Raw genomic sequence first — 26215 nt, forward strand, 5'->3', positions numbered from 1 at the left:
CTCCAATAGCCGCACGCATTAACTGATCAGCATTTGAATCGAGACGTCACAACCCGGATGGAAAAGGCTGCCTCTGATTGCATTCACAGGCAGCAATCGGCCAATAGCTGCCTGTCGTAATCGACTAAAATAGACCCTAAGCGCCCGTTGGGTCCTCGCCGAATATGAGCCCAAAGCAGTCAGATCTGCTCCAAGCGGAACAGAGGTCATGGCAGCTCTTTAGCTTGCTCGCGCTGAGCGACGCTGGCGAGACACTGTTCAATGAACTGAAGCTCCTGGTCGAGCTCGACCGCGCGTTTTTCCAGAGCTTTCAACGCCGCCTGGTGCTCCTTCTGCACCTCTTTTGGCGCCTTGGCGAGTTTGGCAAGCTTGCGCTGCCTCCACGCGATATCATCGTTCAGGTCGGCAAGACATTTGACGCCTGATTCTCTCTTCTTAGCTGTAAATAGCTGGCACTCCAAATAGCGGATGGCGTCGTAGATTTTAACGACCTCACTGCTAGTCTTTGAGTGCACGAAGTTCAGGCTGCCCTCGTCGAAGGCGTGGTGCTCCTGGTTCTGCCCACCCCAGTTGACCAGGTCATTCTTGATGAAATTGAAGTATGACAGGTCATAGTCAATGAACGGTTCCACCAGCGAAAAGGTGTGTTCCAGGCTGACCTGCAGGTACATGCTCTTCTTGAGCTGTGATTTATTAAAGTGCGCGGTCACTTTGACTTCATTTTCTATGCAGAACTCAAGCACCATGGATTCGAACCAGATACGACAATAGAGCAGCGCTTGACGCACATCGAATACCGAAAGCGCGGCAAGAATTTTCTCTTGAAAGCTGCCCACGTGATCAATGACTAGAATGCCTTTGTTCGTATAACTGAGAACATTACTGGTGTACTGAACCTGCTGAGCATGACGCTGGGCAATAATACAGAAACGCTCCCAGAAAAGACGGTCATGGGTGGTGACGACCATTTGGATCCGGCGCAGGTAAGCATCGCTGAAGAATAGGTCGATGATGTTCGATCGGTGATCGGTGTCGATCGCATTGACGACGTCATCGAATACGATGAGCGGGAAATTGTTCTTCTCAGCCATCGCCAAGAGGATGGACAAACCCAGCGCTCGCAGATGCCCTTCGCTGAGCACCGCAAACGCATCAAGGAATGATCCGTCCACGCTGGTGATCTTGATCCGATAGCTATCCGCCTGACGGTCGAAGGTCAACGACGCAATCTGCTCATGGTCATCGTCGTGGTTGTTGATCGCGCGGTAGTACTCGGCAGCCTTGGCTTCGATCCCTGTTATTCGCGCTTTCTCCAGCTCAAGCTTGTAATCCAGCAAGTCGCGGTACAGCGTTCGGTACTCAGCTTCCAGATCCTTGAGCAACTGGTTGAAGTGGCTATTGTCGACCGCATCGTTGAGCAATGCCGCTTTTTGCTTTATCAGGTCTGTCATCTGGTCGTTGGCGACCTTGAACTCGCTTATCGCGAGTTTTTTTCGGTCGAACTGCAGCTTCAGCAATTCGTCAATTTCTTTCAGCTGCGTCACTCGTTCTTCGAGGCGGGCTGCCTGGGCGTCTGCCTGGCCAACCTCTCGAAGCTTGCGCTCACAGGCGCGCAAGTAGTCCTCAATCTGATCTGCACTCCGCGCGCAGAGCTTCATAAACGAGTCGAGAACGGACGGCGCCACTTCCGAGCGGTCGGTAGCGGCATGGAACTTTGCAAGCTCCGCCTCCAATTCGTCCATGTTCAGTGGGCAGGGAACATCGGCGTGCTCATTGCCTTTCACCGCGCCGATTCCGGTCGCGACTCGTGAAGCCCAGAGCGCGATCCGGGCGTCATTTCTCTGCCTGGATTGCTTGAGGGACTCCAGTGCACCCAACACCTTGATCTGCTCTCGCGCCCTCTCGAACGGGTTCATCACCACCTGGTCGAGGGGCGTCAGGCATGCGGGACAAGTTTCCCCGACCTGCAACTGTTCGATGGCCGACAATGCCTCATATACGGCGCGATAATTGACCTCGCTGGCCCTCTGCAGAAACACCTTCTCGATATCGTCTCTGCGGTGGAGCAAACGCTTAGCGATGGTACAGATACGCCTGACCTGCTTTAGCGGTATAGCGAACGGGGCCTTGGCGGCTCGCAGGCGCTCAGCGCCACGAATATGTATTTCAACCGTGTCGCGCAGCCGCAAGACCTTTCGGCGCACATCGAAGTCTTGGTCGGCCCTCAGCCCCAGCAGCCTACAACTCTCGGAAATCGATGCATGAAGGTCTGCCCTGCGATTACGCCGCAGCTGGCCCAGGCTGACCCGAGAACGTTCCAGGGTGTCCAGTGCCTCGGCTTGATCAGCGCGCAAGAAGGCTTTGAGCGAGAAGCTTTCAGGTCGGACGAACCGAGAAATGACTTCCTGGAGTTCTTCCAAACCAAACAAGGTGGCCAAGACATCACTCTCTGCACTGCCAGTATCCTTGGAGCCCAGCAATGAAAATTCTTGAAGACGGTTCCGATCAATGAAGCAGCCCGACCAGCTGATGCTTCGCTTGACTGGTAACTTGTCTGTTCCCATCAGCATGAGCTTGGGCTTCACCTCTCCCCGGGCGATGTACTGATTGACCTTAGTCTTGCGCCTGGCCGCTTCTTTGATATCGCCAGTGGTGCCGATTTCCAACGCCTCGCACAACGATGATTTACCGCCGCCATTGGGTGCGTAGAAAATGTTCTTCAGCTTGCTAAAGCGAATGAAGGTGCCTGTGTCGTCAGGGCCAAATTCTCCAAAGCCTCGGAAGTTTTTCACGCGAAGGTAATCCAACGTGCCAAGTCCAGACGGCGGTATTCGATCCAGTTCCGGCTTGCTGTCGAGCACCTTTTTGAAGCGTGCGGCGATGCGCTGATAGTTGCGCCCCAGCAACTGGTCAGCTGCCGCTGTGATGTGCGTTTTGATGTGGTCGGAATAGCGGCCCTTGCCTTGGTTCGCCTGGTACATGCACCAGAGCAGCACGAGGTAAGCGTCACTGCGTCCTTCAAGATTCTGCCTGGCAAAACTCAAAAGGTACTGGCTCATCGCGCCTCCTCCCTGATACGCATGAGCGTAGCCGGACTGAAATCAGAAAGCCATTATCGCCAAGCCAAGTGTCGGGGCTCTTTGCTATTCTTGAGCTCTGCCGATCTGGGTCTGGTACCTCATAGGATTCAGCTCTACTTCTTCATCACGTTGATCGTTCCGTTCGGCATGGAGGAAGTGCTGCTAACACTGGCAACGCATCCTCAGCTCCTGCCTTGATCCCCACGCGACGCTCAACGCTGGATTTTTGACAAGGAATAATTCTTGAAACGCATGCCAAGAGATCCATTAAAATTCGACCCGGTTGAACTATTTACCGCCGTAAGCAGGGATAATAATTACAGAATCGAAGCAGAAGAGGATATCGAAGACTTCCTAGATAAAGTTGGCAAGTCTCTCAAATCATCTCTTAAAAACCAGAACCTGCTGAACGGTAAGCGAGTCGAAGCTTTATTTGCTCATGTTGCCGGAGCTTTAGGCAAGTGCGCAATGGTGAAGCAGGAAGACAGTGGTGCAATATTCGCCGCAGGAATGAATGTTCAGGCGCCCGATTACTCTATTGCCTTGAATGACGGAACAAGATTTCTTGTAGAGGTGAAGAACTGCCATCATGGCGATCCCAAAGATGACTATGAGTTTCGGAAGGACTACGTAGTACGTTTGGAGAATTATGCAAAGCTACAAGGTACAACTGTAAAGTTTGCGATTTACTTCTCCAGAATCAGAAAGTGGGTGCTCTTATCCAAAGAATCAATGACTGAACATCGGAATAAATATACGACCAACTTCATTGAAGGCTACGCCAAGAGCGAAATGATATCGCTGGGGGATAGAATTATCGGCACTAAGCCGAATTTGAGCATCGAGTTGATTGCAAAGCCCGAAGAAGAGTCAGGAGTCAACGAAGACGGACAAGCCTCAATAACAATAGGTGATGTCAAGCTGTACTGCCATGACAATGAGATTTTGACGGAGAATGAAAAGCATATTGCCTTTTATCTCATTAGATTCGGAGATTGGACTACCGACGATCCTTTGGCTGAGATGGATGGACAAAGAGTTAGGTCTATACGGTATGATTTTTACCCTGACGTACCATGGGAAGAAGACCAGGGATTTGCAATGCTAGGTTCACTGAGCTCAATGGTCACTAGCGCTTACAATGAGCATACCGTATACGAAAGTAAGATATATGCCCTTGATGCCAAGGTTAACCCTGAGGTGTTTTCAGTGCATATTCCTGACGAATACAAAGGCGACAAGCTTCCACTCTGGCAGTTTTGTATTCAGCCGAACATGGATTTCAAGATATAAAAAGGGGCCAGATGGCCCCTAACCTTATAACTGACCACCCTTCGACTACATGCTCTTCCTTGAACAATTTCAACACTTCAGTACCTGTTACAATCCTGGAAACCTTAAGGGTGTCATTTGGTCAGGGTTTATCTGCGTGTAATCCTGCGAGCATTACAATAACTGATGCAGTCATGTGTAGCGCATAAGCCACAACATCATCCCTCACGTGCCTAACCTCCGGGCCCTGACCGTGGGCACTTTCATTGTTTCTTAGCGAGACAACCCCCTCCATCAGACTCACAAGGGCGGAAAGGTGACTCTGATAATACGCAGGAAACAATTGCTCATTCTGTAATATTACTATTAGACGCTTGGCGTTATCTGATGACTTGTAAGCCCAGCCACGGGCGCTGCAGATAGCCCTCATAGTGCTCTCGACGGTCTTCAGGGCTTCGTTCAAGGCCTCTTTATGCCGCCCATGCCTGTAATGCTCATAAGCAAGGATGAACTCTTGCTGAGCGCCCTCGAATCCCGGTTGCTTCAAGAACTGGATCGCAGGCTTAACTACAACCGCATGATGAAACCTTGAGTCGATTCGGATAATCTCGCCATTGATGAGCTCATAACCAACACCGTGCTCTCGAAATCTTATATTGAGATCATTGATAAAGTCACGGCACTGTTCATCATAATCAGGGTATTCACGTGCCTGATTAATGATCAGCTCTATGGCATCCATGACTCTTTCAATATCTTCCTCTTTTCGAAGAAACAGAATCAGCTCATGATAATCATCGTTTTCAGAGTCAGTCGCGATGTGATGCTTTCCGTATTCGAGACGAAGAGTCTTAACGACATAATGTACAATTTGATTGCATGTACTTAAAGTCTTGTAGAACTCGTGTTCGTCGCCGATGAGCTCGTTGAGCATATAAAGCATCTGAATGCGAAGAGGCATTGGGAGCTTGTCGTATACATAGACGTCTGGGCCACCACCGCGTAGCCGCTTCTGACGCTTTGAAAATAGATCTGTGACTGCCATGTACCGTTCCCTGCGATCTTTGATAGCAGCATGCTAGCAGATAGCCTTGATCTTACGCCTGCGGTTGAATCTCCTGAGTGGTCAACCAAGCTGAAACCTTATCGCTCTTGCTCATATCCCGAAGCTCGGCCGTGCCTGCCGCCAGGAGATCAAGGAAGCGCTGCCGATCCTCGTCAGAAGGAAACCAGTCCTCTATCTCCACACTGCAATGCTCTGAGTCGCTGAGAGCTCACTTGGCGACTAGATCCGCTGCAGCCCTGAAGTGATCAGCCATCCAGACCGTTTTTCCGTCAGCGTGCAATCCACGCTTTGCCAACAATTCGGTGGCATCCGAGATCTCCGCATCACCAAAGAACGCCGTTCTATCGGAAAAATAAATCCCCGCGAGTGACACCTTGCCCCCCATCTCGATTCCAATACGAGGTGAAGTGCCACCCACCGGTCGTCACGACAGGAAACGGGAAGTAAATCGCGGCTTTACCGGGTATGTAGTGCTCACGCCATGGCTGGACTTTGTTTGACGAGTGACAGCCTCAGCTTTAGCTTTCGGCCCAGCGCATTTACTGAATCGACCTAGTTGTCGTGGAGCGGGGCTCGGATCCGCTTCTGGCCGAAAGCTGAACCACCACCAGTTGCTACCACCCAGTCAAAAAAAAAATGCTGCTTCCCTGATTACGCAACCTCCTCACCCCTTCTTCTTAAACAATTTATTCAAGTAATACCCCAAACTCCACCGATCCTTCGGCCGCGGCTTATAGTGCGTTTTATTCCTCTGCCCCGGCTCCCCACCCACCCCACTCGCCGTGTAGTAATAAAGCGCAATCGACCGCCGAGTGATGTGTTCCGGCGTAGTCAACGGCTCCGGATGCCCGTGATTGCTGTCCTTATCCGTATTAAAAATCACACACCGGTTATAAACCGGTAGCACCTTCTTCAGACACTTCTTCATCCCCACATCCCAAAGCTCCAAGTTGCCGCCGTACGCCTCCTGCCAGTCCTCGGTCAGGTAAATGATCACGTTCAGCCGCCGCTCAACATTGAGTTTTTTGTTCAGCCGAAAATCCGAGTGCACGCCGAGGAAGCCGCCGGTTTTGGTTTCGTGTAATCCGCCGCCGGCGAAATAAGGATCGGGAATGAGCCCTTGAATGCCGGTGAGTTTTTCTAGGAACTCCAGCATGGGTGCGGAGTTGAAGGTATTGAAGACGTTTTTCAGGTACGGGCTGCAGGCGTTGGGGCTGATCTGGCGTTTGAGTTGGCCTTTGTAGCCGCGCTCGTAGGTCTGTTCGTTGTTGGTCGGTTCGACCGGGAAGTGTTCGCGGATGCTGGCGATGACGTCTGCTTGCAGGAAGTTGTCGATGACGATGTGTGGGAATGGCGTGGCTTGGGTGTATTCGTGGGTCAGCGATTCGCCGAAGGCGCTGGCGGCGTTTTGGTCGAAGTCGAGTTCGGGGGTCAGGGTGATGGGGAGTGTTTGTGTGTTGGCTTGCATTGCCGCTCCAATTAACTTGAATGCTTTCAGGTCATGTCAAACAGGGCCAAGCGCTGGAGGCGTCGCCGCTATTTGTTTGCTGAGTACAGTTGCGAGCAGGTTGCCATGTTGGCCTTTGCCTGCCGAGTGTCCTTTTTCCTAAACGTGGTGCGGTGCTGTAACGGCATGTTTCTAGCTGTCACAAACGCGTCATATTACGCCTGCTAATCTCCTTGGCGCCCTACCCTTCACCCCTGTCCTAGAGCCCCCAACCGAAGGTGCCGCCAAGGTGTTTCCGTCTCCTGTTCGCCAGCAAATTATCCTGCGTTCCGACAACCTCCGTTCGGACGACTTCGGTGCACTGTTTTCCAGATTGTTTGGCAATCGTTATGCCGACAATCCGCCGCTGCCGTCGAACATCATTATCGGCGGCGTTTACGGGCGGCACGATGGCGTGAGTTTTCGGCGGATGCATTATCACGGTGATTTCACCGTCGCTTTCCCCGATCCACAGGATGAGATCACGTTCGTTATCCCCACTGCCGGCAAGATCGTTTTCAACCATGCCACCGAGTCTATCGGGGTGTCGCACGTTGGGCTGGCGATTGATAAGGCGGATATCCGTTCGATGCGTTTTCTGGATGATCACGCGCATCACGGGATGTCGATCAATCGCCATCAGCTCACTGAGCGGTTGTCGGCGCTGTTGGATAAACCGATTCTGCAGAAGATCGTTTTTGAGCCGAGCGTGGATCTGAATTCGGCGGCGTTTCAGGGGATCAAGGCGTTGATTGATCTAGCCACGGGGACGGAGTTTGATTTGTTGCTCAACAGCGGGACGTTGATGCCGTCGCGGTTGCGCGAGATGTTGGTTGATGCGGTGCTGGAGGCTTGGCCACATAACTTTTCCGAGGAGTTGCGGCGGCCGACGGCGATGGTTGCGCCGCGACATGTGAAGTTGGCGGTGGAGTTTATTCAGGCGCATCCGGAGCAGTTGGTCAGTGGTGTGGATCTGGCGCGGTTGAGCCATGTCAGTCAGCGGGCGTTGCAGGAGGGGTTTCGGCGGTTTGTCGGGATGTCGATTGTGGCGTATCAGCGGCAGGTGCGGCTGGAGCGGGCTTATGAGGTGTTGAAGCAGCGGGGTTCGGGGTCGGTGACCGAGGTGGCGTTAAGGTTTGGGTTTAGTAATGTGGGGCGGTTTTGTCGGTATTTTCAGGGGGCTTTTGGGGTGAGTCCGGCGGAGTTTCGGGCTCGGGGGCGATTGGGTAACAGGTTTGCAAGGTAACTTGTGGTGAGAAGATTTAGCTAAACGTCGCACCGCGCCGATGGGTTGCTAAGCGTGGGGATGGCACGCCGGCGCGGTTGATCGAGGAGTGGGCGCGGGGGCGTTTGACCGAGTTGGCCAGTTGATTTTGCGGTGACTGCTTTCCCCTCATCGGAACGCCGCCCGCCTAGCCCTCTCCCCAAGGAGAGGGAACCGAGCCGGGGATATTGAAGATCTACACCGACCTGAGAGTCTTGCTTTGAATCCATAATCGCCTCGATCTTTCAGGTCGATGCATGACGCAAGACGCCTCGGTCAGTCCCCTCTCCCACAAGTTCATATACAAGCGCAAGGGACACTCGCAGGCTTTGTGGTGGGGTGCCCCTCATCGGAACGCCGCCCGCCCATCCCTCTCCCGAGGGAGAGCGAGCCGATTGGTGGGCTTTTCAAAATTTGAGCTCGACTCGGTATGCCACGTCGGTGTAACTCCTCCAATCCACGCGTTCAGTCCCCTCTCCCTTCGGGAGAGGGTTAGGGTGAGGGGCTTTTGTGGGAGCGGGCTTGCTCGCGAACGCGGTGGGTCAGTCGATTTGATGTTGGCTGATCTGGCGCTTTCGCGAGCAGGCTCGCTCCCACATTGGTTTTTGGGGTGTTTGTTGGATTGGGGGTCATCCTTGATCCCGCGTGTGTTTTAGAAGGCGTAGCTGGCTTTTAGACCGCCGTTGAAGCCGTGGCTGTCGCCGCCGCCATTGGCGCCGACTTCTGCGCCCAGGCTCAGGGCGCCGAGGTTGGCCATGACGTTGGCGCCGCCGCTGAACTGGTCGCGGTTGTCGAAGGCGGCGCGTTGTTCGATGTCGAGGCCTAGCAGGTGGCTTTGGCTGTCGACTTCGCTGTCGCCCAGTGTGCGTTCGTAACCCACTTGTACGCCCGGCACCAGTTGCCATGCGCCCATCGTCACCGGGACAAAGGCGACGTTGAGGTTGGCGACGGCGCTGCGGCGGGTGGCGCTGTTGTCGTCGACGTCGAGTGAGAGTTCGCTGCCCTTTTCTTTGAAGCCGTTGAGGTCGAGGTGGCTGATGCGGAAACCGAGGCTCGGCTCGAAGGTCATGCCGTTGACAGGGGCGCGGTAGCCGAGGGCGACTGTGGCGCCGCTGAGGTTACCGTGGGTATCGCCCTTCGCGGTGCCGAGGCCGCCGCCGAGATCGCGTTTGCTGTCGTAGTCGATGTAACCGGCGCTGGCGTTGGCGTCTAGGAACAGGCCTTGTTCAAGGCTGGTGAAGCCGTAGCGGGCGCCGATGTTGACGAAGGTGAAGTCGGTATCGGCTTCACCACCCGCTCCGCCGACCGTGCCTTTGCTGTAGCCGAAGCCGCCGCGTGCACTGAGTTGTTCGCTGAAGCGCTGGGTGATGCCGACCATCAGGCCTTGGCTGTGTTCGTTGCTGCTTTCGGCGTGGGCCGAGCCGTCGGTGCCGAGGTAGCTGGCGAGCGCGGTGGTCCAGAGGCGGTATTGGCCGACCTTGAGGTCAGTGCCGCTGGCGAACGGTGCGGCGGCTTGTTCGATCATCGCGTTTTGCCGCAGCAGGTAGCTGGCGGCGTCGGCGTGAACCTGGCCGCCGACCTGGGATTCGACACCGCCGAGGGTCCCGGCGTCGATGGCCGATTGCAGGTAATAGTTGTAGGCGCTGTAGGTGCCGGACAGGTTTGTGTTCTGCAATTGGCGGAGCAGTTCGGCGCCGGCGGCGGCGTTGCCGATCAGCCCGGTTTGGCCTGGGAGGCTGTTGTATTCGACCAGTTTGCCGCGCAGGACGTAAATGGTTTCTTGCGACAGGCCGAGGCCTTGTTTGAGGTAGTTGTCCATGCTGCCGTATTGCGCGGTGACTTCGTCGAGGCCGGCCTGAAGGTAACTGGCCTGCACGCCGAGCAGCGGCTCGTAGATGGCGGCCATGCTCGGCGGCAGCGCTTTGAGCGTGGCGGCGACTCGGGCGGCGGTGTAGTCGTTGGTCGCCAGATAATTGGCCATGATGGTGGCGTTGTCGACACCGGCGATGCTTTGCAACACAGCAGCGGTCCAGCCGGTGCGGTCCTTGCCGGCGGTGCAGTGGAACAGTTGGGCGCCGTTGGTGCTGGCCAGTTCGTTGAACAGTTGGTTGAACTGGCCGCGCATGCCGGCGTCGCTGACGAAGGCGCGGTTGGTCTGCTCCATCATGGCGATGGCGTCGGCGGCACTTTTGAAGGAGATGTTGGTGATATTCGCGCCGGAGGTGGTGGAGCCGATAATGTCGATGTTCTGGTAGGTCGCTCCGCTGATCATTGTGTCCGGGGTCGCGGCGATTTCGCTGGGGGTGCGCAGGTCGTAGACGGCTTTGATGCCGAGGCTGTTGAGAGTCGCCAGGTCGGAGGCCGTCGGAGTTACCGCGTTGGCGCGGTAGAACACGCCAGTGCGCATGGTGCCGTCGTGGGCGGTGGAATACGCGGTGGTGGTGCCGGCGACATCGCGGAAATTATCCATGCCTTGCAGGCGCGGCGTGTCGAGCGGCAAGGGCTCGGCAGCATGGGCGGCGGCGATGGACAGGCTCAGTACGGACAGCGAACACAGAAGACGTTGAAACACGGTGCAGCCTCATTGTTTAAGCGTTGGGCTGGTCACTATGGGTAGGCAAGTGATACTGAATATGACAGTTTTGCTTTGAACGGAAATGGCTGCGCGATCGGGCCGTGGGGTGCGTGATTGGTCCATCCACCGGCAGAGAAAGTCTCAGGGATTAACGAAAATGGAAGATCTGATTCGAATGGCAACACGCGAAGATGCCGCCATGATCAGTGAGCTCATCGTGAATACTTTGCGTGAGTCCAATGGGCGCGACTATTCGCCAGACGTTATTGCGCAGGCGCAGCGTAGCTTTTCACCGCAGGCGATTCTGGGCTTGCTGGGCAAACGTCAGGTTTATGTGGCGACTTTCAATCAGCACATCATCGCCACCGCCAGCCTTGATCAGGACGTGGTTCGCAGTGTGTTCGTCGCGCCGGCCCGTCAGGGTAAAGGGTTGGGCAAGCGGCTGATGGAAAAGCTTGAGTCAGTCGCTGTCAGCCAGGGTTTCACCACGCTGCATGTGCCCTCTTCGATCACCGCTGAAGGTTTTTATCGATCGCTTGGGTTCGACAGGGTTCGGGATGAATATCACGGGGCCGAACGCACGATCATTATGCGGAAGCTGTTGTGACCGCAGCGGCAGCCCCCTGTAGGAGTGAGCCTGCTCGCGATAGCGGAGTGTCATTTCGCACATCAACTGTCTGACCCACCGCCATCGCAAGCAGGCTCACTCCTACACGGGTACTTGGGTGTTCGCAGAATCGGCGGTTGAACATAACCACCCGCGCAGTCCGCTGGGTTGATCTACAGCAATATTTGCCCCACACAGCGGCGTTATTCTGTAGTGGCTGAAAACAGCCGTGCTGTGCGCACGTCACAGGCCTTGTGGCCAAGGTGGCGCCATGAACAAAAAACGCATTGTCTGGGGGAGCGTTCTCCTGGGCCTTCCGTGTGTCTTGCTTCCGGTACTTTTGATTGGTTATGTCGCCTGGATGTTGAATCTGGCGGCGGCGCAGCAGCGCCTGGAAACCCTCGCTTCCGTCGCTTCCAGTCGCGCCCACGGGACTTTCAGTGAAGCGGCCGGTGCACTGAAATCCATCGCGGGTTCGCGTCTCGCGCCGTGCACGCCGGAAAGCATCGACGAGATGCGTCTGCTGACCATCAACACCCTCTCCGTGAAGTCGATCGGCTACGTCGAAGAAGAGATTTACGCCTGCGGTTCCTGGGGCCCGGTCGGGCAGCACGCGACGCCATGGCGCGAGGACTTCACCACCGCGGATGGCGTGCGTGTGTCGCTCGGCGTGCAGTCGCGCATCGTTGCGGCGAAACCGATGATGGCGCTGCAGTACGCGGCGTTCAACGTGCTGGTCGATCCCGAGCAGTTTCTGCATGTGATGCTCGATGAGGATTTGCACCTGGCGGTCGGCACCGCGTCCGGGCAATTGATCAGCGCCTCACGCCCGGGCGCGGAACACTTTCTTGCTCGCGTGCATTCCGGCCCGCACTCGGGCCTTGCCGACGGCTACCTCTACACCCTCGTACACAGCGGCGACTGGGTCGCCATCGCCGCGCTGTCGCGCCATGAGCTGATGCAAGGCTTGATCCGCCGGGAGTTACTGCTGTTGCCCATCGGTTGTTTGCTCGCGGGGGTGCTGGTGTTGCTGATCGTGCGCCGCACCCGGCAACGTCTGTCGCCGCTGGCGGAACTGCAACTGGCGGTGCGCAATCGTGAGTTCGTTGTTCACTATCAACCGATCATCCGCCTCAGCGACGGTGCCTGCGTCGGTGCGGAGGCACTGGTGCGTTGGCAGCACTCTGACGGCACGCGGGTCTGCCCCGATGCGTTTATCCCACTGGCCGAGCGCAGCGGTTTGATTCTGCCGATTACCGATCAAGTGATTGACCACGTGATGGACGACCTCGGCCCGTTGCTGGTCAAGGAGCGCAGTCTGCACGTGGCGATCAACCTGGCGGCGAAGGACGTCAGCAGCGGCCGTTTCCTGCCGATACTCGACGCTGCGTTACGCCGCGCCGACGTGCAACAAAAGCAGATCTGGCTAGAGGCCACCGAGCGCGGCTTCGTTGAGATTGATGCTGCCCGCGCCACCGTCAATCGCGCCCGTGAACTGGGTTATCTGGCGGCCATCGACGATTTCGGCACCGGGTTTTCCAGCCTCCAGCATTTGCAGCAATTGCCGCTGGACGTGCTGAAGATCGACAAGTCGTTTGTCGACAATATCGATCAGGATGCCGCGACCGGCACCGTGACCGGCCACATCATCGAAATGGCCAAGAGTTTACGTTTGCAGATCGTTGCTGAAGGTATCGAGACCGAAGCCCAGCGCGATTACCTGCGCAGTCACGGCGTGCATTTTGGTCAGGGCTGGCTGTTCGGCAAAGCGATGCCGGCGGATGAGTTTTTGCGGTTCTATCGAGACCGGGCAAACGTGCTTGTCGACCATCCAGCGCTAGAAAGCGTGTAACTATCGACGAGCCCCGGACAAGCCACCCGCCAGCCGATCAAGAATCTGCCCGAGCTCAGGTCGCGTCCATTTTTCCCACGGTACGACCTCCTCGTTATCACCGGTGTGCCAATGCTCTCCGGAATCAAACGCGAGGTAGATGGAAAAAGCCGGCTCGGGCATTTCGGCATCCATGCCGAGGTTGACGATATCGCCGAACAACAGATTCATCACCGCGTCGCATGCGTGAAAGTCGCGTGCACCGCTAAGGAACTGATCGGCCATGGCAATCGCGACTTGATTCAACAGGTCGCGAGGATTCATCTGCACGGCCTGAGAAATAAGGCTCAAGTCGTGAATCGTGTCTTGCTCCAGGATTTGCAGAACGTAAGCAAGATCAGCGCGGCTCAGGGTCGGCAAGGCGTGCCCTCCGGGCGTACAGTGAAGTGTGCGCGCAGCATGCGATGGATCGCCGCCAATGCCAACGTCTGCTGCACACTTCAATTGGTTTTGCTGACAACCTTGATGTCTGTAATCCCTACCCGCTTGGCCTGCTCGAGAATCTCCTCGGCCGTCGAATCCGCAGTGGGCATGATCAGGCCGTTTTCCGCGTCGCCCAGATGTAGTTCCAGCAGATGCATCGCGGCTTCGTGCTTGGCCAACTGCTGCTCCTTGAGTTCAAGCAGAAAAGTCCGAGGCTCGCCGTTGAATCGGTAATCGATGTGATAGGTGTACATGATGTCATCCGCGTCAGTAGAGAAAGGCAACTGACTATCCTGACGCAGTGGTCAGTTTTTAGTTCAAATTGAATCGCCCCTCAGACCAATCTGGAATTCATGGCAAACTTTTCGCGCGCCGGGGCGTCCTTTTCTTAAACCCCTTAGCGGCTGATTTCAGCCAAGGATCGGCGATGACCTTCTTCATTTTTCTTCTGGCCTGCGCAGCAGCGGCAACCACCGGCGTGATGTTCAAACCGGGGCCGTGGTACGAAGGGCTGAACAAACCCCGCTTCACCCCGCCTAACTGGGCGTTTCCTGTGGCCTGGACGATTATCTATCTGCTGCTGGCCTGGGCCGGTTACCGCTTGAGCCTGATCCCTGGCAGCCAGACTGTGCTGGCGCTGTGGGCGGCGCAGATTGCGTTGAACACACTGTGGACGCCGGTGTTCTTCGGCGCGCATCAGGTGTTGGCGGCGATGGTGATTCTCACGGTGCTGTGGCTGGTGGTTGCGGCGATGGTGGTGCTGGCGATACAACTGGACCTGATCACTGGCTTGATCCTGTTTCCCTATCTGGCGTGGCTGTGTGTGGCCGCCGCGTTGAATTTCTCCATCCTGATCAAGAACCGCTGATGAGCAATGCCAATTGGGGTACTCCAACACCGTGGCCGCAAGGCGAACGCGAGTTGGATGAGGTGCGCGCCTTCAACAGGAAGCTCGCCTGGCTGCCACGTTTCAAGATCCGCAATCGCCTGACGCCGCGTTTGATTCAGGCGCTGTTACGCGTCAGCCAGATCGGCGGCTCAGGCGCGCTGCGCAAGTGTGGCCTGACGGCCGAGCGCAAGCTGATTGATAACGTGCCGGTGCGGATCATTCGCCCCAAGGGCCCGGCGAAAGGCGTGGTGCTGGACTTTCACGGTGGCGGCTGGGTGATCGGCAATGCGCAGATGGACGACAACTTCAACGCGGCCATCGTCGACAGCTGCCAAGTAACGGTGGTCTCGGTGGATTATCGACTGGCCGTGTCCACGCCCATCGAAGGCTTGCTGGAGGATTGCCTCAACGCCACTCGTTGGTTGTTACAAGAGCCTGAGTTCACCGGCCTGCCCGTCGTGGTAGTCGGTGAATCGGCGGGCGGCCATCTCGCGGCGGCGACCCTGTTGGCGCTGCAACAATGGCCCGATCTGCTGCAAAGAATCAGCGGCGCATTGCTGTATTACGGCGTCTACGACCTCACCGGAACATCCAGCGTACGTAACGCGCCCGCCGACACGCTGGTGCTGGACGGCCCCGGCATGGTCGAGGCGTTGCGCCTGCTCACGCCCGACCTGACTGACGAACAGCGCCGCCAGCCACCACTGTCGCCGCTGTACGGCGACTTCGCCGGTTTCCCGCCCGCGCTGCTGTTTGCCGGCGAACTCGATCCGCTGCGCGACGACACTCTCAACATCGCCAAACGCTGGGCGCAATCGGCGCTGGTCGAGATGTACTTGCTGCCCTCCTCGCCTCACGGTTTCATCCACTTTCCCACGGCCATTGCTCAGGGCGTTCTGGCCTACAGTCGGCAATGGATTTCGGCGCGTGTCGAGGCCGTTAAGGTGCCTGACGAACTGGCGTAAACGTTCAGACTCAGGCGAGGTAAAAGAAGTACAGCGCCAAACCCAGCAACTGCATGATCAGCAGGATCGCAAGCACGTGATTACAGCCCTTCCACGCCTTGCTCACCGGTTTGTTTCTGGCGACTCGGTAGCGAAGATAACTGTCGAGTGAAAGCGACGCCGTGGGGATCAGCACGAACAGGAACATCAAAAAGAAATTAAACATTTCCCTTGCCCATCGACTCCCAACATGAAACCGGATTTGTTCGCTGCATCGTGCACTGCTCAAGGCGTCTGAGCAGACAGCTTAGCTGATCGGCATGTACCCGGAATCCTTGGGGTTGTGCACCGCAGTGATCCCGGGCGATAACACTTGGTGGGGACAAGTCAGTGACATGCAAACCCGCAACACCGCCATTCAATGGCAGAATCCCCTGACCCTGATGATTTCGGAGACCACAATGCTGCGCGTGTTTGAACAACGGCTCGACCCATTTCCTCCCGACGAAACACCACCCCCGCCGGTCGGCCTGATGCGGTTCCTGTGGGCCTGCACGCGCGGCGCACGCGGTTATATCCTCGCACTGGCGCTGCTGAGTGCCGGCGTGTCGATCTACGAAGCCTGGCTGTTTTCCTTTCTCGGCCAGGTCGTCGATCTGCTCTCGACGTGGCAGGCCGGCGGTGGAGTCAACGCGCAAGAGAGTCGTGTGCTGTGGGGCATAGGCATTGTGTTGTTCATCAGCATCGGCCTGGTGGCGCTGCGCACTATGGTTCAGCACCAGATCCTCGCGATCAATCTGCCGTTGCGGCTGCGCTGGGACTTCCATCGGCTGATGCTGCGGCAAAGCCTTTCGTTCTTTTCCGATGAGTTCTCCGGGCGGGTCACGACCAAGGTCATGCAGACCGCACTGGCCGTGCGAGAAGTGTTGTTCACCCTCATCGAAATTGCACCGGGCATCGGCGTTTACTTCATTGCGATCATCGCCCTGGCCGGTGGCTTTGCCTTGAAACTGATGTTGCCGTTCATTGCCTGGCTCGCGCTGTTCGGGCTGGCCATGCTGTACTTCGTGCCGCGCTTGGGGAAGGTCGGCCAGGAACAGGCCGATGCGCGATCATCGATGACCGGGCGCATTGCCGACGCCTACACCAACATCACCACGGTCAAACTGTTCTCACACTCCAAACGCGAAGCGCACTTCGCACGCGCAGCGATGGAGGATTTCAAGCTCACCGGTTTCCGCCAGATGCGTCTGGTCAGCCAGTTCGAGATCGTCAATCAGGCGCTGGTGGTCGGGCTGATTATCGGTGCCGGCGGCTATGCCCTGTGGCTGTGGCACCTCGGCCAGGTCGGCACTGGTGCGGTGGCGGCGATCACCGCCATGGCATTGCGCATCAACGGCATGTCGCACTGGATCATGTGGCAGATGACGTCGCTGTTCGAAAACATCGGCACCGTACAAGACGGCATGGCCACCCTCACCCGTGGCCCCAAAGTGCAAGATGCGCCGAACGCCGCCGTGCTGGTGCCGGCTGGCGGTGCGGTGTCTTTTGACAAGGTGAATTTCAACTACAACGGCGAACGCCAGGTCCTCGACAACTTGAGCCTGCACATTCGCCCCGGCGAAAAGATCGGTCTGGTCGGCCGTTCCGGCGCGGGCAAATCGACTTTGATCAACCTGCTGCTGCGCTTCTATGATGTCGACAGCGGTGAGATCCGCATCGACGGCCAGAACATCGCGCACGTGACGCAAGACAGTCTGCGCAGCGCGATCGGCATGGTCACCCAGGACACGTCGCTGCTGCACCGCTCGATACGCGACAACATCGCCTACGGCCGCCCGGACGCCAGCGACGAAGACATCCGCCGCGCCGCCGCCAATGCGCAAGCCGACGGTTTCATCAGCCAACTCAGCGACAAGCAAGGCCACAGCGGCTACGACACCCTGGTCGGCGAACGCGGCATCAAGCTCTCCGGCGGCCAGCGCCAACGCATCGCCATCGCCCGAGTGATGCTGAAGAACGCACCGATCCTGCTGCTCGACGAAGCGACCAGTGCGCTGGACTCGGAAGTCGAAGTGGCCATTCAGGAAAGTCTTGATGAAATGATGCAGGGTAAGACCGTCATCGCTATTGCCCATCGGTTGTCGACGATTGCGGCGATGGATCGACTGATTGTCATGGACGAGGGGCGGATTATCGAACAGGGAACGCACACTGAATTGCTCAACAGAAACGGCATTTATGCGCGGCTCTGGCAGCATCAGAGTGGTGGGTTTCTGGGTGAGGATCAGGGCGTGGCGGCGGCGATGGATCAGGCTTGATGGGGCTGAGCCCGAATGGGAGCGGTCGTACAAGAGCGACTGCTTCCCGTAGCCTCCCGACTCTCAAAACTTCCAACGATATGGTTGACACTGATGCTCATCATCGCGCTGCGCGGCGAAGGCTCAAGGCCGACAATTTCAACGCTGGCTTGGGGCAATCTGCAGCTAAGATATAAGTCCGATTTCGCCACATAAGGTTTTTTTGCGAATGAGCAGAGGTATCAAGATGCTGTCCGCACTGGATGCTGCCAACCGGCCGCAATCACTCCAATCCTTGCAGCAATTGTCTGACAAAAAACAGCCAATACCCCCGCTCAGGTGCGACGGGAAAGATTGCCTGACGCCCGTTCGGTTCGTGCCGCAGCGCATAGACCCGAAAAAAGAGAATTCGGTGAGGTCGGCCTACATAGGGTTGACGGCAAGTGTATCGTCAGATCACAACGTGACCTGTCAATACAATGCTCTCGCGCAGCTCAATGCCATTCTGGCCGCTCAGTCGGATCCTAACTTCATCGGCGCGCTGGACAAAGGAGCGAAGGAACTGCGTCTATTGCTGATGCACAATAAAATCGGGGGGGAGAATCAGCCAGCAATTACAGGAGTAGATTCAACGGCTGACGGGCGCTCCGCGCAACGTAAATCAAACAACTACAAACCTACCAGTACTCAACTGGATAGCTATCTGCGAACGACTGCCGATATTCTCAAATTACGTAAGCGCTGTGAGGACGACAAACTGCTTGCGCAGACCCTCATCTTGCGTTTTGGGCAGCAAAAAATTTCCTGGAGTGATTTTTATTTTGAGCATGGCCGTTACGAAGAGGCGTGGAGGATGGCAAATCAACAAGGGGATAAATGTCACCCTTTCGCAATAGTGGGAACAGTAGAACAGTTCCGAGAACCCGACGATGAGGCGAAACACCAGATTGGCTGGCTAGATCTTGGATCGGAACGCGACAAGTCGAACGCAGATAACGCCGCGAACTCGTTTTCAATCAGTGTTGGCGCCTGGAAATGGGCTTGGTTACAAGCAATCCCTGCTGGCACAGAGATCATTATGTTTGGCGTCTGGAAGGCATCGAAACCAGCAAAGAATATTTATAACGTTCCCAGCGACCCACCTAGGCAAATCACCTACTCCAATCACGGCTTAACTCTCTATCCTAAATTTCACTCCCAGCTCTTTGAGGTAAGTTAGTCGCCTCTAGGTTGCCAAGAAAAACGCAGTGCACAGCAGGCGAGGTTAGTCAGGCTCCTTTGCGTCTGCGCCCAGGGCCGGAATAGCGAAGCCTGGTGTCGCAAATCAGCGTTTTCAACACCGCCCCCCGGACGAATTAACCTTCAAATACTCGCTGTGCATCAAGATGCGCTCTACCGACGGCCAATGCCGTAATAGGCAGGCACAGCTCAACTCGCTGGCACCGCAAACACCGCACTGGCCCGCGCAACCGTTCGCTCACCAACATGCAAACTAACAGCAGCAAACGCCAGTTGCCGGCCTTTTTTCGAGTATCCAAGACGCACTTCCAGCCACTCATTCATTTTCACCGCGCCAAGATAATCCAGTGTCATGCTCGCGGTGATCAATGGCTGTGGAGGGTCGCTGGAAAAGGCCATGGCGTAGCCCATACCGACATCGGCCAATGTCGCCAATACACCGCCATGCAAAGTGCCCCGGCCATTGGCGTGACGTGAGTCAGTCAACAAGCCGAGCTCCAATTGCAGCCCGCTACCTCTTGCGTAGATCGGGCCCAGCAAATCGAGCAACGGGCTGCTGCGGCTGAATGGGGTGAATCCTTCGGGAATTGCGGTGATGTCCATGATCCCTCCGCGTGCCGGCGACGGCGTCATTAACCTGAATACTTCGATTCAGTCGGAAGGTTTATGGGGAATCATGTAACGGGGGAAGCACTATACGGATGCGGAATCTGCACTGATAAACCGTGCGCCCTGAATGGGCGGCACTGACACCTGGGCAGCTATCTTGATACCTTGCCGAACCCGAAACAGTCTCTTGTTCAAGGAGGAGAATTGCGTATCTACATAACAGGCGCTTCGTGTGCAGGCGTCACTACATTGGGGCAGAACCTGGCCCTTTTGCTCGACCTGCAACACGTCGATGTCGATGATTATTACTGGATGCCCACCAATCCTCCGTTCACGACTAAACGACCGCCCAATGAACGCGTTTCATTGATGCACCGAGAACTCGGCGACGACGATTGGGTGCTGAGCGGCTCGTGTATCAATTGGGGAGATGCGCTGATTGCCCATGCCGATCTGATTGTGTTCGTAGTCACACCGACACCCATTCGCCTTGAGCGACTGGCAGCACGGGAAAAGCAACGCTTTGGAGAGCGGATTGCACCCGGCGGTGATATGCATGAGATACATGTGGCCTTTCGAGAGTGGGCCTCGCAGTACGACAATCCGGGCTTTTCAGGACGCAATCGAGCGTGGCACGAGGCATGGTTATCGGCGCAAACGGCCCCGGTCTTGCGAGTCGACGGGATCAGTAGCACTGAACAAATGGCTGCGGATGTCATTCACGCTTTAGCGCAATAGCTCAAAACCGCGTTGCAACAACAGCTTCAGCGCAGATAACTGCGGCCTTACCCCACCGACGTGACCCTCGCCGCTGGCGCAGGATGACGCGACGTCAAAAGACCAATAAAGGAAATCGCCAGCGCCAAGCCAATGGTGGTGGTGACTTCGGTGCGGTGTTGCGGGGTGATCATCATCACCGCCAGCGCCGCGCAGATAAACACAATCACCAGCCACGTCAGCCAGGGAAACAGCCACATGCGAAAGGTCAGCTCGACGTTGCGCTGTTGCAATATCCGCCGCATGCGCAACTGCGACACCGCGATCGCCAGGTACACCAGCAAGGCAATTGCACCGGAACTGGCGAGCAGGAACTCAAACAACCCGGCGGGCATGAAATAGCTCCACACGGTGATCGACGCACCGAGCACGGTGCTGGCGATAACGGCTGCCCTTGGCACGCCTGCAGCGGACGTCGCCTTCAGCGCTTTCGGCGCATCGCCACGACGACCGAGCGAAAACAACATGCGCGAGGCAATGTAGATCGAGGAGTTCATGCAACTGGCTACGGCGATCAGTACGACGATGTCGACCATAAACTTGGCATGGGGAATGTTCATGATTTCCAGGGCCCGCTGATAGGAACCTACCGAGGCCAGCAACGGATCATTCCAAGGCACCACAGAGATGACCACGAAAATCGACAGCAGGTAAAACACGCCGATACGCCAGATTACCGAACGCGTGGCTTTGGCAATGTTGCGCGACGGATCATTCGATTCGGCAGCGGCAATGGTCACCGCTTCGGTACCGATGAAACTGAACATGATGGTGATGAAAGCGCCGACAACCGCTGACAGGCCGTTGGGCGCAAATCCGCCGTGGTCGGCCATCAACCCGCTCAACCCGCTGACCTCCCTGTCGGGAACCCAGCCCATCAACACCGCAAAACCAACACCGATAAAACCGATGATCGCCACGACCTTGGCCATGGCGAACCAGAATTCGAACTCACCGTATTTGGATACGCTGAACAGGTTGGTCACCACCAGCGCAATGATCGAGCCCAAGGCGAACAGCCAGGCATCGACCTGTGGAAACCATTGGTTGAGGACATGCCCGGAGGCCAGCGCTTCGATAGGAATCACCAAAACCCAGAACCACCAGTACAGCCAACCGATGGTAAAACCTGCCCAGCGCCCGATGGCCTGGTCGGCATAGGTCGAGAACGAGCCGGTGTCCGGATTGGCCACCGCCATCTCACCGAGCATGCGCATGACCAGCACGACGAGCAAACCCGAAAACAGATAAGCCAGCAGAACCGCCGGCCCCGCCGCCGCAATGGCGTGCCCTGAGCCTACGAACAATCCGGCGCCGATAATCCCGGCAATGGACAGCATGGTGACGTGACGAGGCTTGAAGCCCTGCGCCAATTGGCTACTCGAATCCATGGAGTTAGGGCTGATCATTGGTTTTTTTATTCTCTGCTGAACGACATTCAAGCAAGTTGACTGGGCAAACGAGCACGATCGTTGCCTGCTGGACTTCCCGAAAGAAGCCGTTCAACCGCCGCAGTTCTTATCAACCCCATGATCTGGATGGGATTATTTTGATGTGAAGACGCGTCACCTTACCCGGCCTGCCGGATGACTCAATAGCCTGATTGCGCCATGGTTGTGTCTGATATCGACATACCAAGACCGAATGGTCGAGATGGATACCCACAAGTCAGCGAGAAGTCTCTGAATAGCTTGCGGGTTCGTTGTGCCTGCTCGTCTGATAGCATCCTTGCTAGCGAACCCACTCTGCGAGTCAGTTACTACGACAATGGCCATTCTCTACCCTCCTCGATCCTTGCTTGCCAGAGAGCGACTCGACTATTGGAGCGAGGTGGTGTGCGCCACCTATGGCCTGACCACTCAGCGCACGCTGTCCGACACGCCATTCGATGGTCGCCTCAGCGCTAACACGCTAGGCGATATTCTGCTGACGCACATCTCATCTGCGCCCATCGAATACCAGCGCAGACAGACAGATTCAGGCGTTGAGCAGTTTTTTCTTTGCCTCACCCTCAACACAGAAGCCGAACTGGAACAACGCGGGCGACGATCGGTACAGGCTCGCGGCGATATCGTGCTGTTCAACAGTGCCGAACCCTACCAGTGCCGTTTCCCCAAGGGAGACGATCAGATCGTCATTGCGATCCCTCGCGAACGGTTGATCCAGCACTTGCCCAGACCCGAAGCCCTGGTCAGTCGCACGCTCGACAGCCATTCGGCACTGGCAAGGCTGGCCGGCAACATGATGGTTGAAGTGCTCGATGCCGGCCCTCAGGAAACCCGTGCAGGCGAACGCTTGAGTGGCGCGTTGCTGGAAGTGCTGGCCACAGCTTTCGAAGGCGCGTTCGACCTCGCGGATCTTGGCCATTCCAGCCGTCATGACGCGCAACTGATGAAAGCCAAAGACTTCTTGCTGGCCAACCTTGAGGACACCGGGCTGGACCTCGCGGCCATCGCACAAGCCATTCATGTCTCCCCGCGCGCACTCAGCCGCCTGTTCGCCATGGAGGGCACAACGGCCACTCGCTGGCTGTGGCAGCAACGCCTTCAGGCTTGCCGGGCGGCGCTGATGAAGGGCCCGTCTCGCAGCGTCAGCGAAGTCGCACTCGGCTTTGGTTTCACCAACATGGCGCACTTCAGCCGCGCCTTCAAAAGCGCTTTTGGCGTTTCCCCCAGCGTCTTTTCGAAACAGCAATGACCGCTTGGCCAGTCAGGCGAAGTGTCTGGCCAGCTCAGCAAAGCGCGCGATAGCGGTCATCGTCACCATGACACGGCTTAAGCGCGTCTCGAATCACGCCAAGCCAGCGGCACCGTACTTTTTCGCCTCTGAGCCGTCTGCTCGCCCCCTTCAGGAATCTCGACATGACCCCTTCGAACGATAAAACCCTGCGCCTGCTTTTCCCCCAGTGGCAGGGTGGCAACAACCCGCCTTATCATTTCGGCGCGCAACTGTTGGCCTGGCTGGCACCCGATCCGCACGGGCCGGTGGCTGAGGTGCCGGTCGCAATCCCAAGCGACGAGCCGTTACCGATGGAAAGCGGGATCCGCGGGCGTAGCGCGTTGTTGCAACAACTGCGCAGTGCGCGGGCGATTATCGATGAGCATGCACCGGATCGGATGGTCATTCTCGGCGGCGACTGTCTGGTGGATCTTGTACCGTTTGCCTACCTCAACGAGCGCTATACAGGCGACCTTGCCGTGCTCTGGGTCGATGCACACCCCGACATTCTGACGCCCGCAGACTTCCCCAATGCCCACGCCATGGTGCTGGGCAATCTGTTAGGTGAAGGTGATGCGGATTTTGCTGCTGCAGTCGAATACCCGCTCAAACCTGCAAACGTGATGTATGCCGGCTTGATGGAAACAATGCCCGTAGAAAGCGCATTGATTGAACGCCTGGGACTGCAACACGCCAGCCCCGCGCAATTGGCTCAGAGCAGCGAACCGGTGCTGAAATGGTTCCGATCTACCGGTGCGAAACACCTGGCCATTCACCTGGATCTGGATGTACTGGATCCGAACGGTTTCCGCTCGCTGCTGTTCGCCAATCCAGAAGCGCCACCGGGAACGTTTGACGGCGTCGCCCAAGGCAAAATGTCCATCGCCCATGTAGTGCGCCTGCTGGCCGACATAGCCAGCATTGCTGACGTTGTAGGCATCGGCATCGCCGAACACCTGCCGTGGGATGCACTGGCGTTGAAAAACATGCTGGCGCGTCTTCCGCTGCTCGGTACTGCCTGAGCCACACACCTGTAATAGCGTTTGGTGGCGTGCCTCAAACGTCACCTCGGGCCTGACGGACATAGAAAAGCCCTGGCACCCGGTGAACCTGTAGCGCTGCTGCTTCGCCCGGCCATCACCGGGCGAAGTTGTTTTCACCGTTTACAGGTCCGTTCCGGGACAACGGCTACCGCTCCTCCTTTACATGGAACGACGGTCGATCCTTGTTCTCTACCGCTGAACCTACAGCGGAGGGATTGACCATGATTGCCCCTGAAACCGGTATGAAACCGGGTGAGCGTTATCGCATTGAAAGCGTCGAGCGCGCGCCGCAATTTTCTGGATTTTTCCTCGACGGCAAGTATTACCTGGGCCCCGAGTTGCAAACGGCCGTGGGCTGGCTCGAAGGGCAGAAGTTCCTGTATGACCAACTCGATCCCAATGGCGAGCCGGTTTATCCGGACAGAATCGTTGGCACGATCACCGCGCGGACACTGGAGCTGACAGACGGCCTGCGTCTGAGCATCGACGAAATGCCGTTTCAGGCAGAAGCCGTTACCCCATTGCGGACGTTTGACGAAGTGACCGTTGAAACCCGACCACTGGCGATATCGCAGCGGCATACAGCAGCAGGCTTGCGCCAGCCGATGCAACCTTCTGCGCTATTCGTTGCAGGCGCGGCATTGCTGGTAGGGCTGTGCTTGTTGGCGATCAATCGTTCTGGCGGTCGAGTCAAATAGGCTTTACCCGACGCGGGCGGTGGCCGTGTTTTTGTCATGGCCCGCGCTCAAAGGCCAAGCATAGCGCTTGCTTCACGCATGAAGATTTCCACGGTCTTCGGGCCGATGCCGTCGAATTCCGCCAGTCGCTTCTCAAACGCCGGACGGTCAGCGCTGGCCTCGACCATATGGCTGACCTTGCCCGCGTACTCGTCGTTAAGTTTGCGCGCCAAGGCGTGCAGGCGCACGGCGGTGGTCTCGTCGTAACGCACGTAATGCGCCTCCCCGAGCATCGCCACCAGCTCACGATGGCTGGACGCAGCCAGTTTGCGCGGCGTATCGCGCCCGTGTTTATCGGCAATCACCCGATAGGCTTCGGCGGCGATTTCGGCCTGTATCCGCTTGCCCATGAGGAAACTGGCAAGCAGCCATTTGAACAGTGCAGCGTCATCGTTGTGCTTGAGCTGAATGTTCAAATCCTCGGCGCTGATCGTCTTGTTCACCGGGTACCTCCGGGGTTGAAATCGTGAGGATTTTTCATGCTCTGTCTGCGTGGCAGAGGCTTGATCTTTAGGTCACCACCGGTTCCAACCGTTCAAAGCAAAACAATTGCCAGCGGCCTGAAACAAACCCCGAAAATCCTTTGAATTTTTTTCGTCGGCAAAACTCATTTGCGTATGAGCGTAAGGAGGAACTCATGAGCAACGTCGACATCTTCGTCATCGAATACAAACTTCACGGCCAGCCAAAATCATTCGTCATCCGCGCAAAAACCATGCGCAACGCTGACGCATGGCATTGGGCGAGTTGCGATGCCGGCATTGCGCCGATTCCCAAACCTGGCAAGCCACCGTTGAAAGTCATCTCCAAACCCCAGGCCGAGCGGTTCGGCATCACCGAGGTGAAATGGCGCGAAACGGCAACGGTGGACTGGATGGAGGCTTAGTCATGCTCAAACAGATCGGCAACACGCTGATCCGCCGTGACCACCGCGCCAGTTGCCATTGCGGCGCCGTCATTCTCGAAATCCACCTGCCCGAAGGCCTGCCCACACCGCACCGCTGCGACTGCTCGTTCTGCAAACGCCGAGGCGCGATCGTTGCGGCGGTGCCGGCGGCTGACCTGAAGGTGATTCGCGGAACATCGGCGTTGTTGAAGTACAGCTTTGGCCAGCAGGTGGCCGAGCACTTTTTCTGCGGCAACTGCGGCATCTACACCCATCACCGACGTAGCAGCAATCCGCAGGAGTTTGGTTTCAATGTTGGCTGTCTTGAAGGGGTCAATCCGTATGATCTGGGCGAGGTGCCTGTAGCAGATGGTGGGGCTTGGCAGTCGCCTTAGAGCAAATGACCGCT

24 protein-coding genes are annotated in these 26215 nt (G+C 56.8%); 14 read left to right on the top strand and 10 right to left on the bottom strand.

The window, feature by feature from the left end; genetic code table 11:
• Positions 1-206: 206 nt before the first annotated feature.
• Positions 207-3059, bottom strand: coding sequence for an AAA family ATPase (locus AC5SEM_RS12685; protein WP_495473178.1), 2853 nt, complete (start codon positions 3057-3059; stop codon positions 207-209).
• A 264-nt stretch (positions 3060-3323) separates the two neighbouring features.
• Between AC5SEM_RS12685 and AC5SEM_RS12690 the strand changes: the two genes are divergently transcribed.
• Positions 3324-4373 carry a hypothetical protein gene (locus AC5SEM_RS12690; RefSeq protein ID WP_495473179.1) on the top strand — a complete coding sequence of 350 codons (1050 nt, stop codon included), beginning with the start codon at positions 3324-3326 and terminating at the stop codon, positions 4371-4373.
• Between the two features lie 121 nt (positions 4374-4494).
• Here AC5SEM_RS12690 and AC5SEM_RS12695 read toward each other — a convergent pair whose 3' ends face one another.
• Complete coding sequence (locus tag AC5SEM_RS12695) at positions 4495-5397, bottom strand: abortive infection family protein (RefSeq protein ID WP_495473180.1); 903 nt, start codon at positions 5395-5397, stop codon at positions 4495-4497.
• Positions 5398-6082: 685 nt separating this feature from the next.
• The gene (locus AC5SEM_RS12700; protein WP_495473181.1) at positions 6083-6886 is read right to left on the bottom strand and encodes a 2OG-Fe(II) oxygenase; all 804 of its coding nucleotides are present in this window, start codon (positions 6884-6886) and stop codon (positions 6083-6085) included.
• 268 nt (positions 6887-7154) lie between these two features.
• Between AC5SEM_RS12700 and AC5SEM_RS12705 the strand changes: the two genes are divergently transcribed.
• Positions 7155-8150, top strand: a complete 996-nt coding sequence (locus AC5SEM_RS12705; RefSeq protein ID WP_495473182.1) for an AraC family transcriptional regulator — start codon at positions 7155-7157, stop codon at positions 8148-8150.
• A 670-nt stretch (positions 8151-8820) separates the two neighbouring features.
• Here AC5SEM_RS12705 and AC5SEM_RS12710 read toward each other — a convergent pair.
• Positions 8821-10740 carry a tyrosine-protein phosphatase gene (locus tag AC5SEM_RS12710; protein ID WP_495473183.1) on the bottom strand — a complete coding sequence of 640 codons (1920 nt, stop codon included), beginning with the start codon at positions 10738-10740 and terminating at the stop codon, positions 8821-8823.
• A 160-nt stretch (positions 10741-10900) separates the two neighbouring features.
• Between AC5SEM_RS12710 and AC5SEM_RS12715 the strand changes: the two genes are divergently transcribed.
• Both AC5SEM_RS12715 and AC5SEM_RS12720 read left to right on the top strand, forming a co-directional pair.
• Entirely contained in the window at positions 10901-11350 is a 450-nt protein-coding gene (locus tag AC5SEM_RS12715; RefSeq protein WP_495473184.1) for a GNAT family N-acetyltransferase, read from the top strand.
• Between the two features lie 271 nt (positions 11351-11621).
• Positions 11622-13202, top strand: coding sequence for an EAL domain-containing protein (locus AC5SEM_RS12720; RefSeq protein WP_495473185.1), 1581 nt, complete (start codon positions 11622-11624; stop codon positions 13200-13202).
• Here the strand turns inward: AC5SEM_RS12720 and AC5SEM_RS12725 are convergent, their stop codons facing one another.
• The gene (locus tag AC5SEM_RS12725) at positions 13203-13601 is read right to left on the bottom strand and encodes a hypothetical protein (protein WP_495473186.1); all 399 of its coding nucleotides are present in this window, start codon (positions 13599-13601) and stop codon (positions 13203-13205) included.
• Between the two features lie 80 nt (positions 13602-13681).
• A complete protein-coding gene (locus AC5SEM_RS12730) occupies positions 13682-13948 on the bottom strand; it encodes a DUF6555 family protein (protein WP_495473187.1) in 267 nt (88 codons plus the stop codon).
• Positions 13949-14091: 143 nt separating this feature from the next.
• Between AC5SEM_RS12730 and tspO the strand changes: the two genes are divergently transcribed.
• Complete coding sequence (gene tspO, locus AC5SEM_RS12735) at positions 14092-14532, top strand: tryptophan-rich sensory protein TspO (RefSeq protein ID WP_495473188.1); 441 nt, start codon at positions 14092-14094, stop codon at positions 14530-14532.
• On the top strand, positions 14532-15518 hold the full coding sequence (locus AC5SEM_RS12740) for an alpha/beta hydrolase (protein WP_495473189.1): 987 nt from the start codon (positions 14532-14534) through the stop codon (positions 15516-15518). Before tspO ends, AC5SEM_RS12740 begins: the two co-directional genes overlap by 1 nt.
• A 10-nt stretch (positions 15519-15528) precedes the next feature.
• On the opposite strand, the gene AC5SEM_RS12745 is transcribed toward AC5SEM_RS12740, so the two are convergent.
• The gene (locus AC5SEM_RS12745; protein ID WP_212621793.1) at positions 15529-15723 is read right to left on the bottom strand and encodes a hypothetical protein; all 195 of its coding nucleotides are present in this window, start codon (positions 15721-15723) and stop codon (positions 15529-15531) included.
• Between the two features lie 235 nt (positions 15724-15958).
• Here AC5SEM_RS12745 and AC5SEM_RS12750 point away from each other — a divergent pair, with 235 nt between their 5' ends.
• Together AC5SEM_RS12750 and AC5SEM_RS12755 are read left to right on the top strand one after the other, a co-directional pair.
• Complete coding sequence (locus AC5SEM_RS12750; protein ID WP_495473466.1) at positions 15959-17818, top strand: ABC transporter ATP-binding protein; 1860 nt, start codon at positions 15959-15961, stop codon at positions 17816-17818.
• 208 nt (positions 17819-18026) lie between these two features.
• Entirely contained in the window at positions 18027-19016 is a 990-nt protein-coding gene (locus AC5SEM_RS12755) for a hypothetical protein (RefSeq protein ID WP_495473190.1), read from the top strand.
• 209 nt (positions 19017-19225) lie between these two features.
• Here AC5SEM_RS12755 and AC5SEM_RS12760 read toward each other — a convergent pair whose 3' ends face one another.
• Positions 19226-19639, bottom strand: a complete 414-nt coding sequence (locus AC5SEM_RS12760; protein ID WP_495473191.1) for a PaaI family thioesterase — start codon at positions 19637-19639, stop codon at positions 19226-19228.
• Positions 19640-19849: 210 nt separating this feature from the next.
• Here AC5SEM_RS12760 and AC5SEM_RS12765 point away from each other — a divergent pair, with 210 nt between their 5' ends.
• Positions 19850-20383, top strand: a complete 534-nt coding sequence (locus AC5SEM_RS12765; protein WP_495473192.1) for an ATP-binding protein — start codon at positions 19850-19852, stop codon at positions 20381-20383.
• Positions 20384-20430: 47 nt separating this feature from the next.
• Here the strand turns inward: AC5SEM_RS12765 and gabP are convergent, their stop codons facing one another.
• On the bottom strand, positions 20431-21831 hold the full coding sequence (gene gabP / locus AC5SEM_RS12770) for a GABA permease (protein WP_495473193.1): 1401 nt from the start codon (positions 21829-21831) through the stop codon (positions 20431-20433).
• A gap of 424 nt (positions 21832-22255) precedes the next feature.
• Here gabP and AC5SEM_RS12775 point away from each other — a divergent pair, with 424 nt between their 5' ends.
• From AC5SEM_RS12775 to AC5SEM_RS12785, 3 genes are all read left to right on the top strand, one after another.
• Positions 22256-23119, top strand: a complete 864-nt coding sequence (locus AC5SEM_RS12775) for a helix-turn-helix domain-containing protein (RefSeq protein ID WP_495473194.1) — start codon at positions 22256-22258, stop codon at positions 23117-23119.
• Positions 23120-23283: 164 nt separating this feature from the next.
• Positions 23284-24162 carry an arginase family protein gene (locus tag AC5SEM_RS12780; RefSeq protein WP_495473195.1) on the top strand — a complete coding sequence of 293 codons (879 nt, stop codon included), beginning with the start codon at positions 23284-23286 and terminating at the stop codon, positions 24160-24162.
• A gap of 242 nt (positions 24163-24404) precedes the next feature.
• Positions 24405-24881 carry a short chain dehydrogenase gene (locus AC5SEM_RS12785; RefSeq protein WP_495473196.1) on the top strand — a complete coding sequence of 159 codons (477 nt, stop codon included), beginning with the start codon at positions 24405-24407 and terminating at the stop codon, positions 24879-24881.
• A gap of 47 nt (positions 24882-24928) precedes the next feature.
• On the opposite strand, the gene AC5SEM_RS12790 is transcribed toward AC5SEM_RS12785, so the two are convergent.
• Positions 24929-25363 carry an HhH-GDP family DNA glycosylase gene (locus AC5SEM_RS12790; RefSeq protein ID WP_495473197.1) on the bottom strand — a complete coding sequence of 145 codons (435 nt, stop codon included), beginning with the start codon at positions 25361-25363 and terminating at the stop codon, positions 24929-24931.
• Positions 25364-25557: 194 nt separating this feature from the next.
• On the opposite strand from AC5SEM_RS12790, the gene AC5SEM_RS12795 reads away from it, so the two are divergent.
• Positions 25558-25806: a DUF6555 family protein gene (locus AC5SEM_RS12795; RefSeq protein ID WP_016984867.1), complete on the top strand. Its 249-nt coding sequence runs from the start codon at positions 25558-25560 to the stop codon at positions 25804-25806.
• Between the two features lie 2 nt (positions 25807-25808).
• Positions 25809-26201 carry a GFA family protein gene (locus tag AC5SEM_RS12800; RefSeq protein ID WP_495473198.1) on the top strand — a complete coding sequence of 131 codons (393 nt, stop codon included), beginning with the start codon at positions 25809-25811 and terminating at the stop codon, positions 26199-26201.
• Positions 26202-26215: the final 14 nt, after the last annotated feature.

Source organism: Pseudomonas sp. CH61 (genome assembly GCF_059429415.1).

Bases quoted from the DNA above. Each gene is read 5' to 3' on its own strand.
- AC5SEM_RS12685 (WP_495473178.1), bottom strand. From the start codon at position 3,059: ATGAGCCAGTACCTTTTGAGTTTTGCCAGGCAGAATCTTGAAGGACGC.
- AC5SEM_RS12695 (WP_495473180.1), bottom strand. From the start codon at position 5,397: ATGGCAGTCACAGATCTATTTTCAAAGCGTCAGAAGCGGCTACGCGGT.
- AC5SEM_RS12700 (WP_495473181.1), bottom strand. From the start codon at position 6,886: ATGCAAGCCAACACACAAACACTCCCCATCACCCTGACCCCCGAACTC.
- AC5SEM_RS12715 (WP_495473184.1), top strand. From the start codon at position 10,901: ATGGAAGATCTGATTCGAATGGCAACACGCGAAGATGCCGCCATGATC.
- AC5SEM_RS12720 (WP_495473185.1), top strand. From the start codon at position 11,622: ATGAACAAAAAACGCATTGTCTGGGGGAGCGTTCTCCTGGGCCTTCCG.
- tspO (WP_495473188.1), top strand. From the start codon at position 14,092: ATGACCTTCTTCATTTTTCTTCTGGCCTGCGCAGCAGCGGCAACCACC.
- AC5SEM_RS12740 (WP_495473189.1), top strand. From the start codon at position 14,532: ATGAGCAATGCCAATTGGGGTACTCCAACACCGTGGCCGCAAGGCGAA.
- AC5SEM_RS12745 (WP_212621793.1), bottom strand. From the start codon at position 15,723: ATGTTTAATTTCTTTTTGATGTTCCTGTTCGTGCTGATCCCCACGGCG.
- AC5SEM_RS12750 (WP_495473466.1), top strand. From the start codon at position 15,959: ATGCTGCGCGTGTTTGAACAACGGCTCGACCCATTTCCTCCCGACGAA.
- AC5SEM_RS12755 (WP_495473190.1), top strand. From the start codon at position 18,027: ATGAGCAGAGGTATCAAGATGCTGTCCGCACTGGATGCTGCCAACCGG.
- AC5SEM_RS12760 (WP_495473191.1), bottom strand. From the start codon at position 19,639: ATGGACATCACCGCAATTCCCGAAGGATTCACCCCATTCAGCCGCAGC.
- gabP (WP_495473193.1), bottom strand. From the start codon at position 21,831: ATGATCAGCCCTAACTCCATGGATTCGAGTAGCCAATTGGCGCAGGGC.
- AC5SEM_RS12780 (WP_495473195.1), top strand. From the start codon at position 23,284: ATGACCCCTTCGAACGATAAAACCCTGCGCCTGCTTTTCCCCCAGTGG.
- AC5SEM_RS12785 (WP_495473196.1), top strand. From the start codon at position 24,405: ATGATTGCCCCTGAAACCGGTATGAAACCGGGTGAGCGTTATCGCATT.
- AC5SEM_RS12795 (WP_016984867.1), top strand. From the start codon at position 25,558: ATGAGCAACGTCGACATCTTCGTCATCGAATACAAACTTCACGGCCAG.
- AC5SEM_RS12800 (WP_495473198.1), top strand. From the start codon at position 25,809: ATGCTCAAACAGATCGGCAACACGCTGATCCGCCGTGACCACCGCGCC.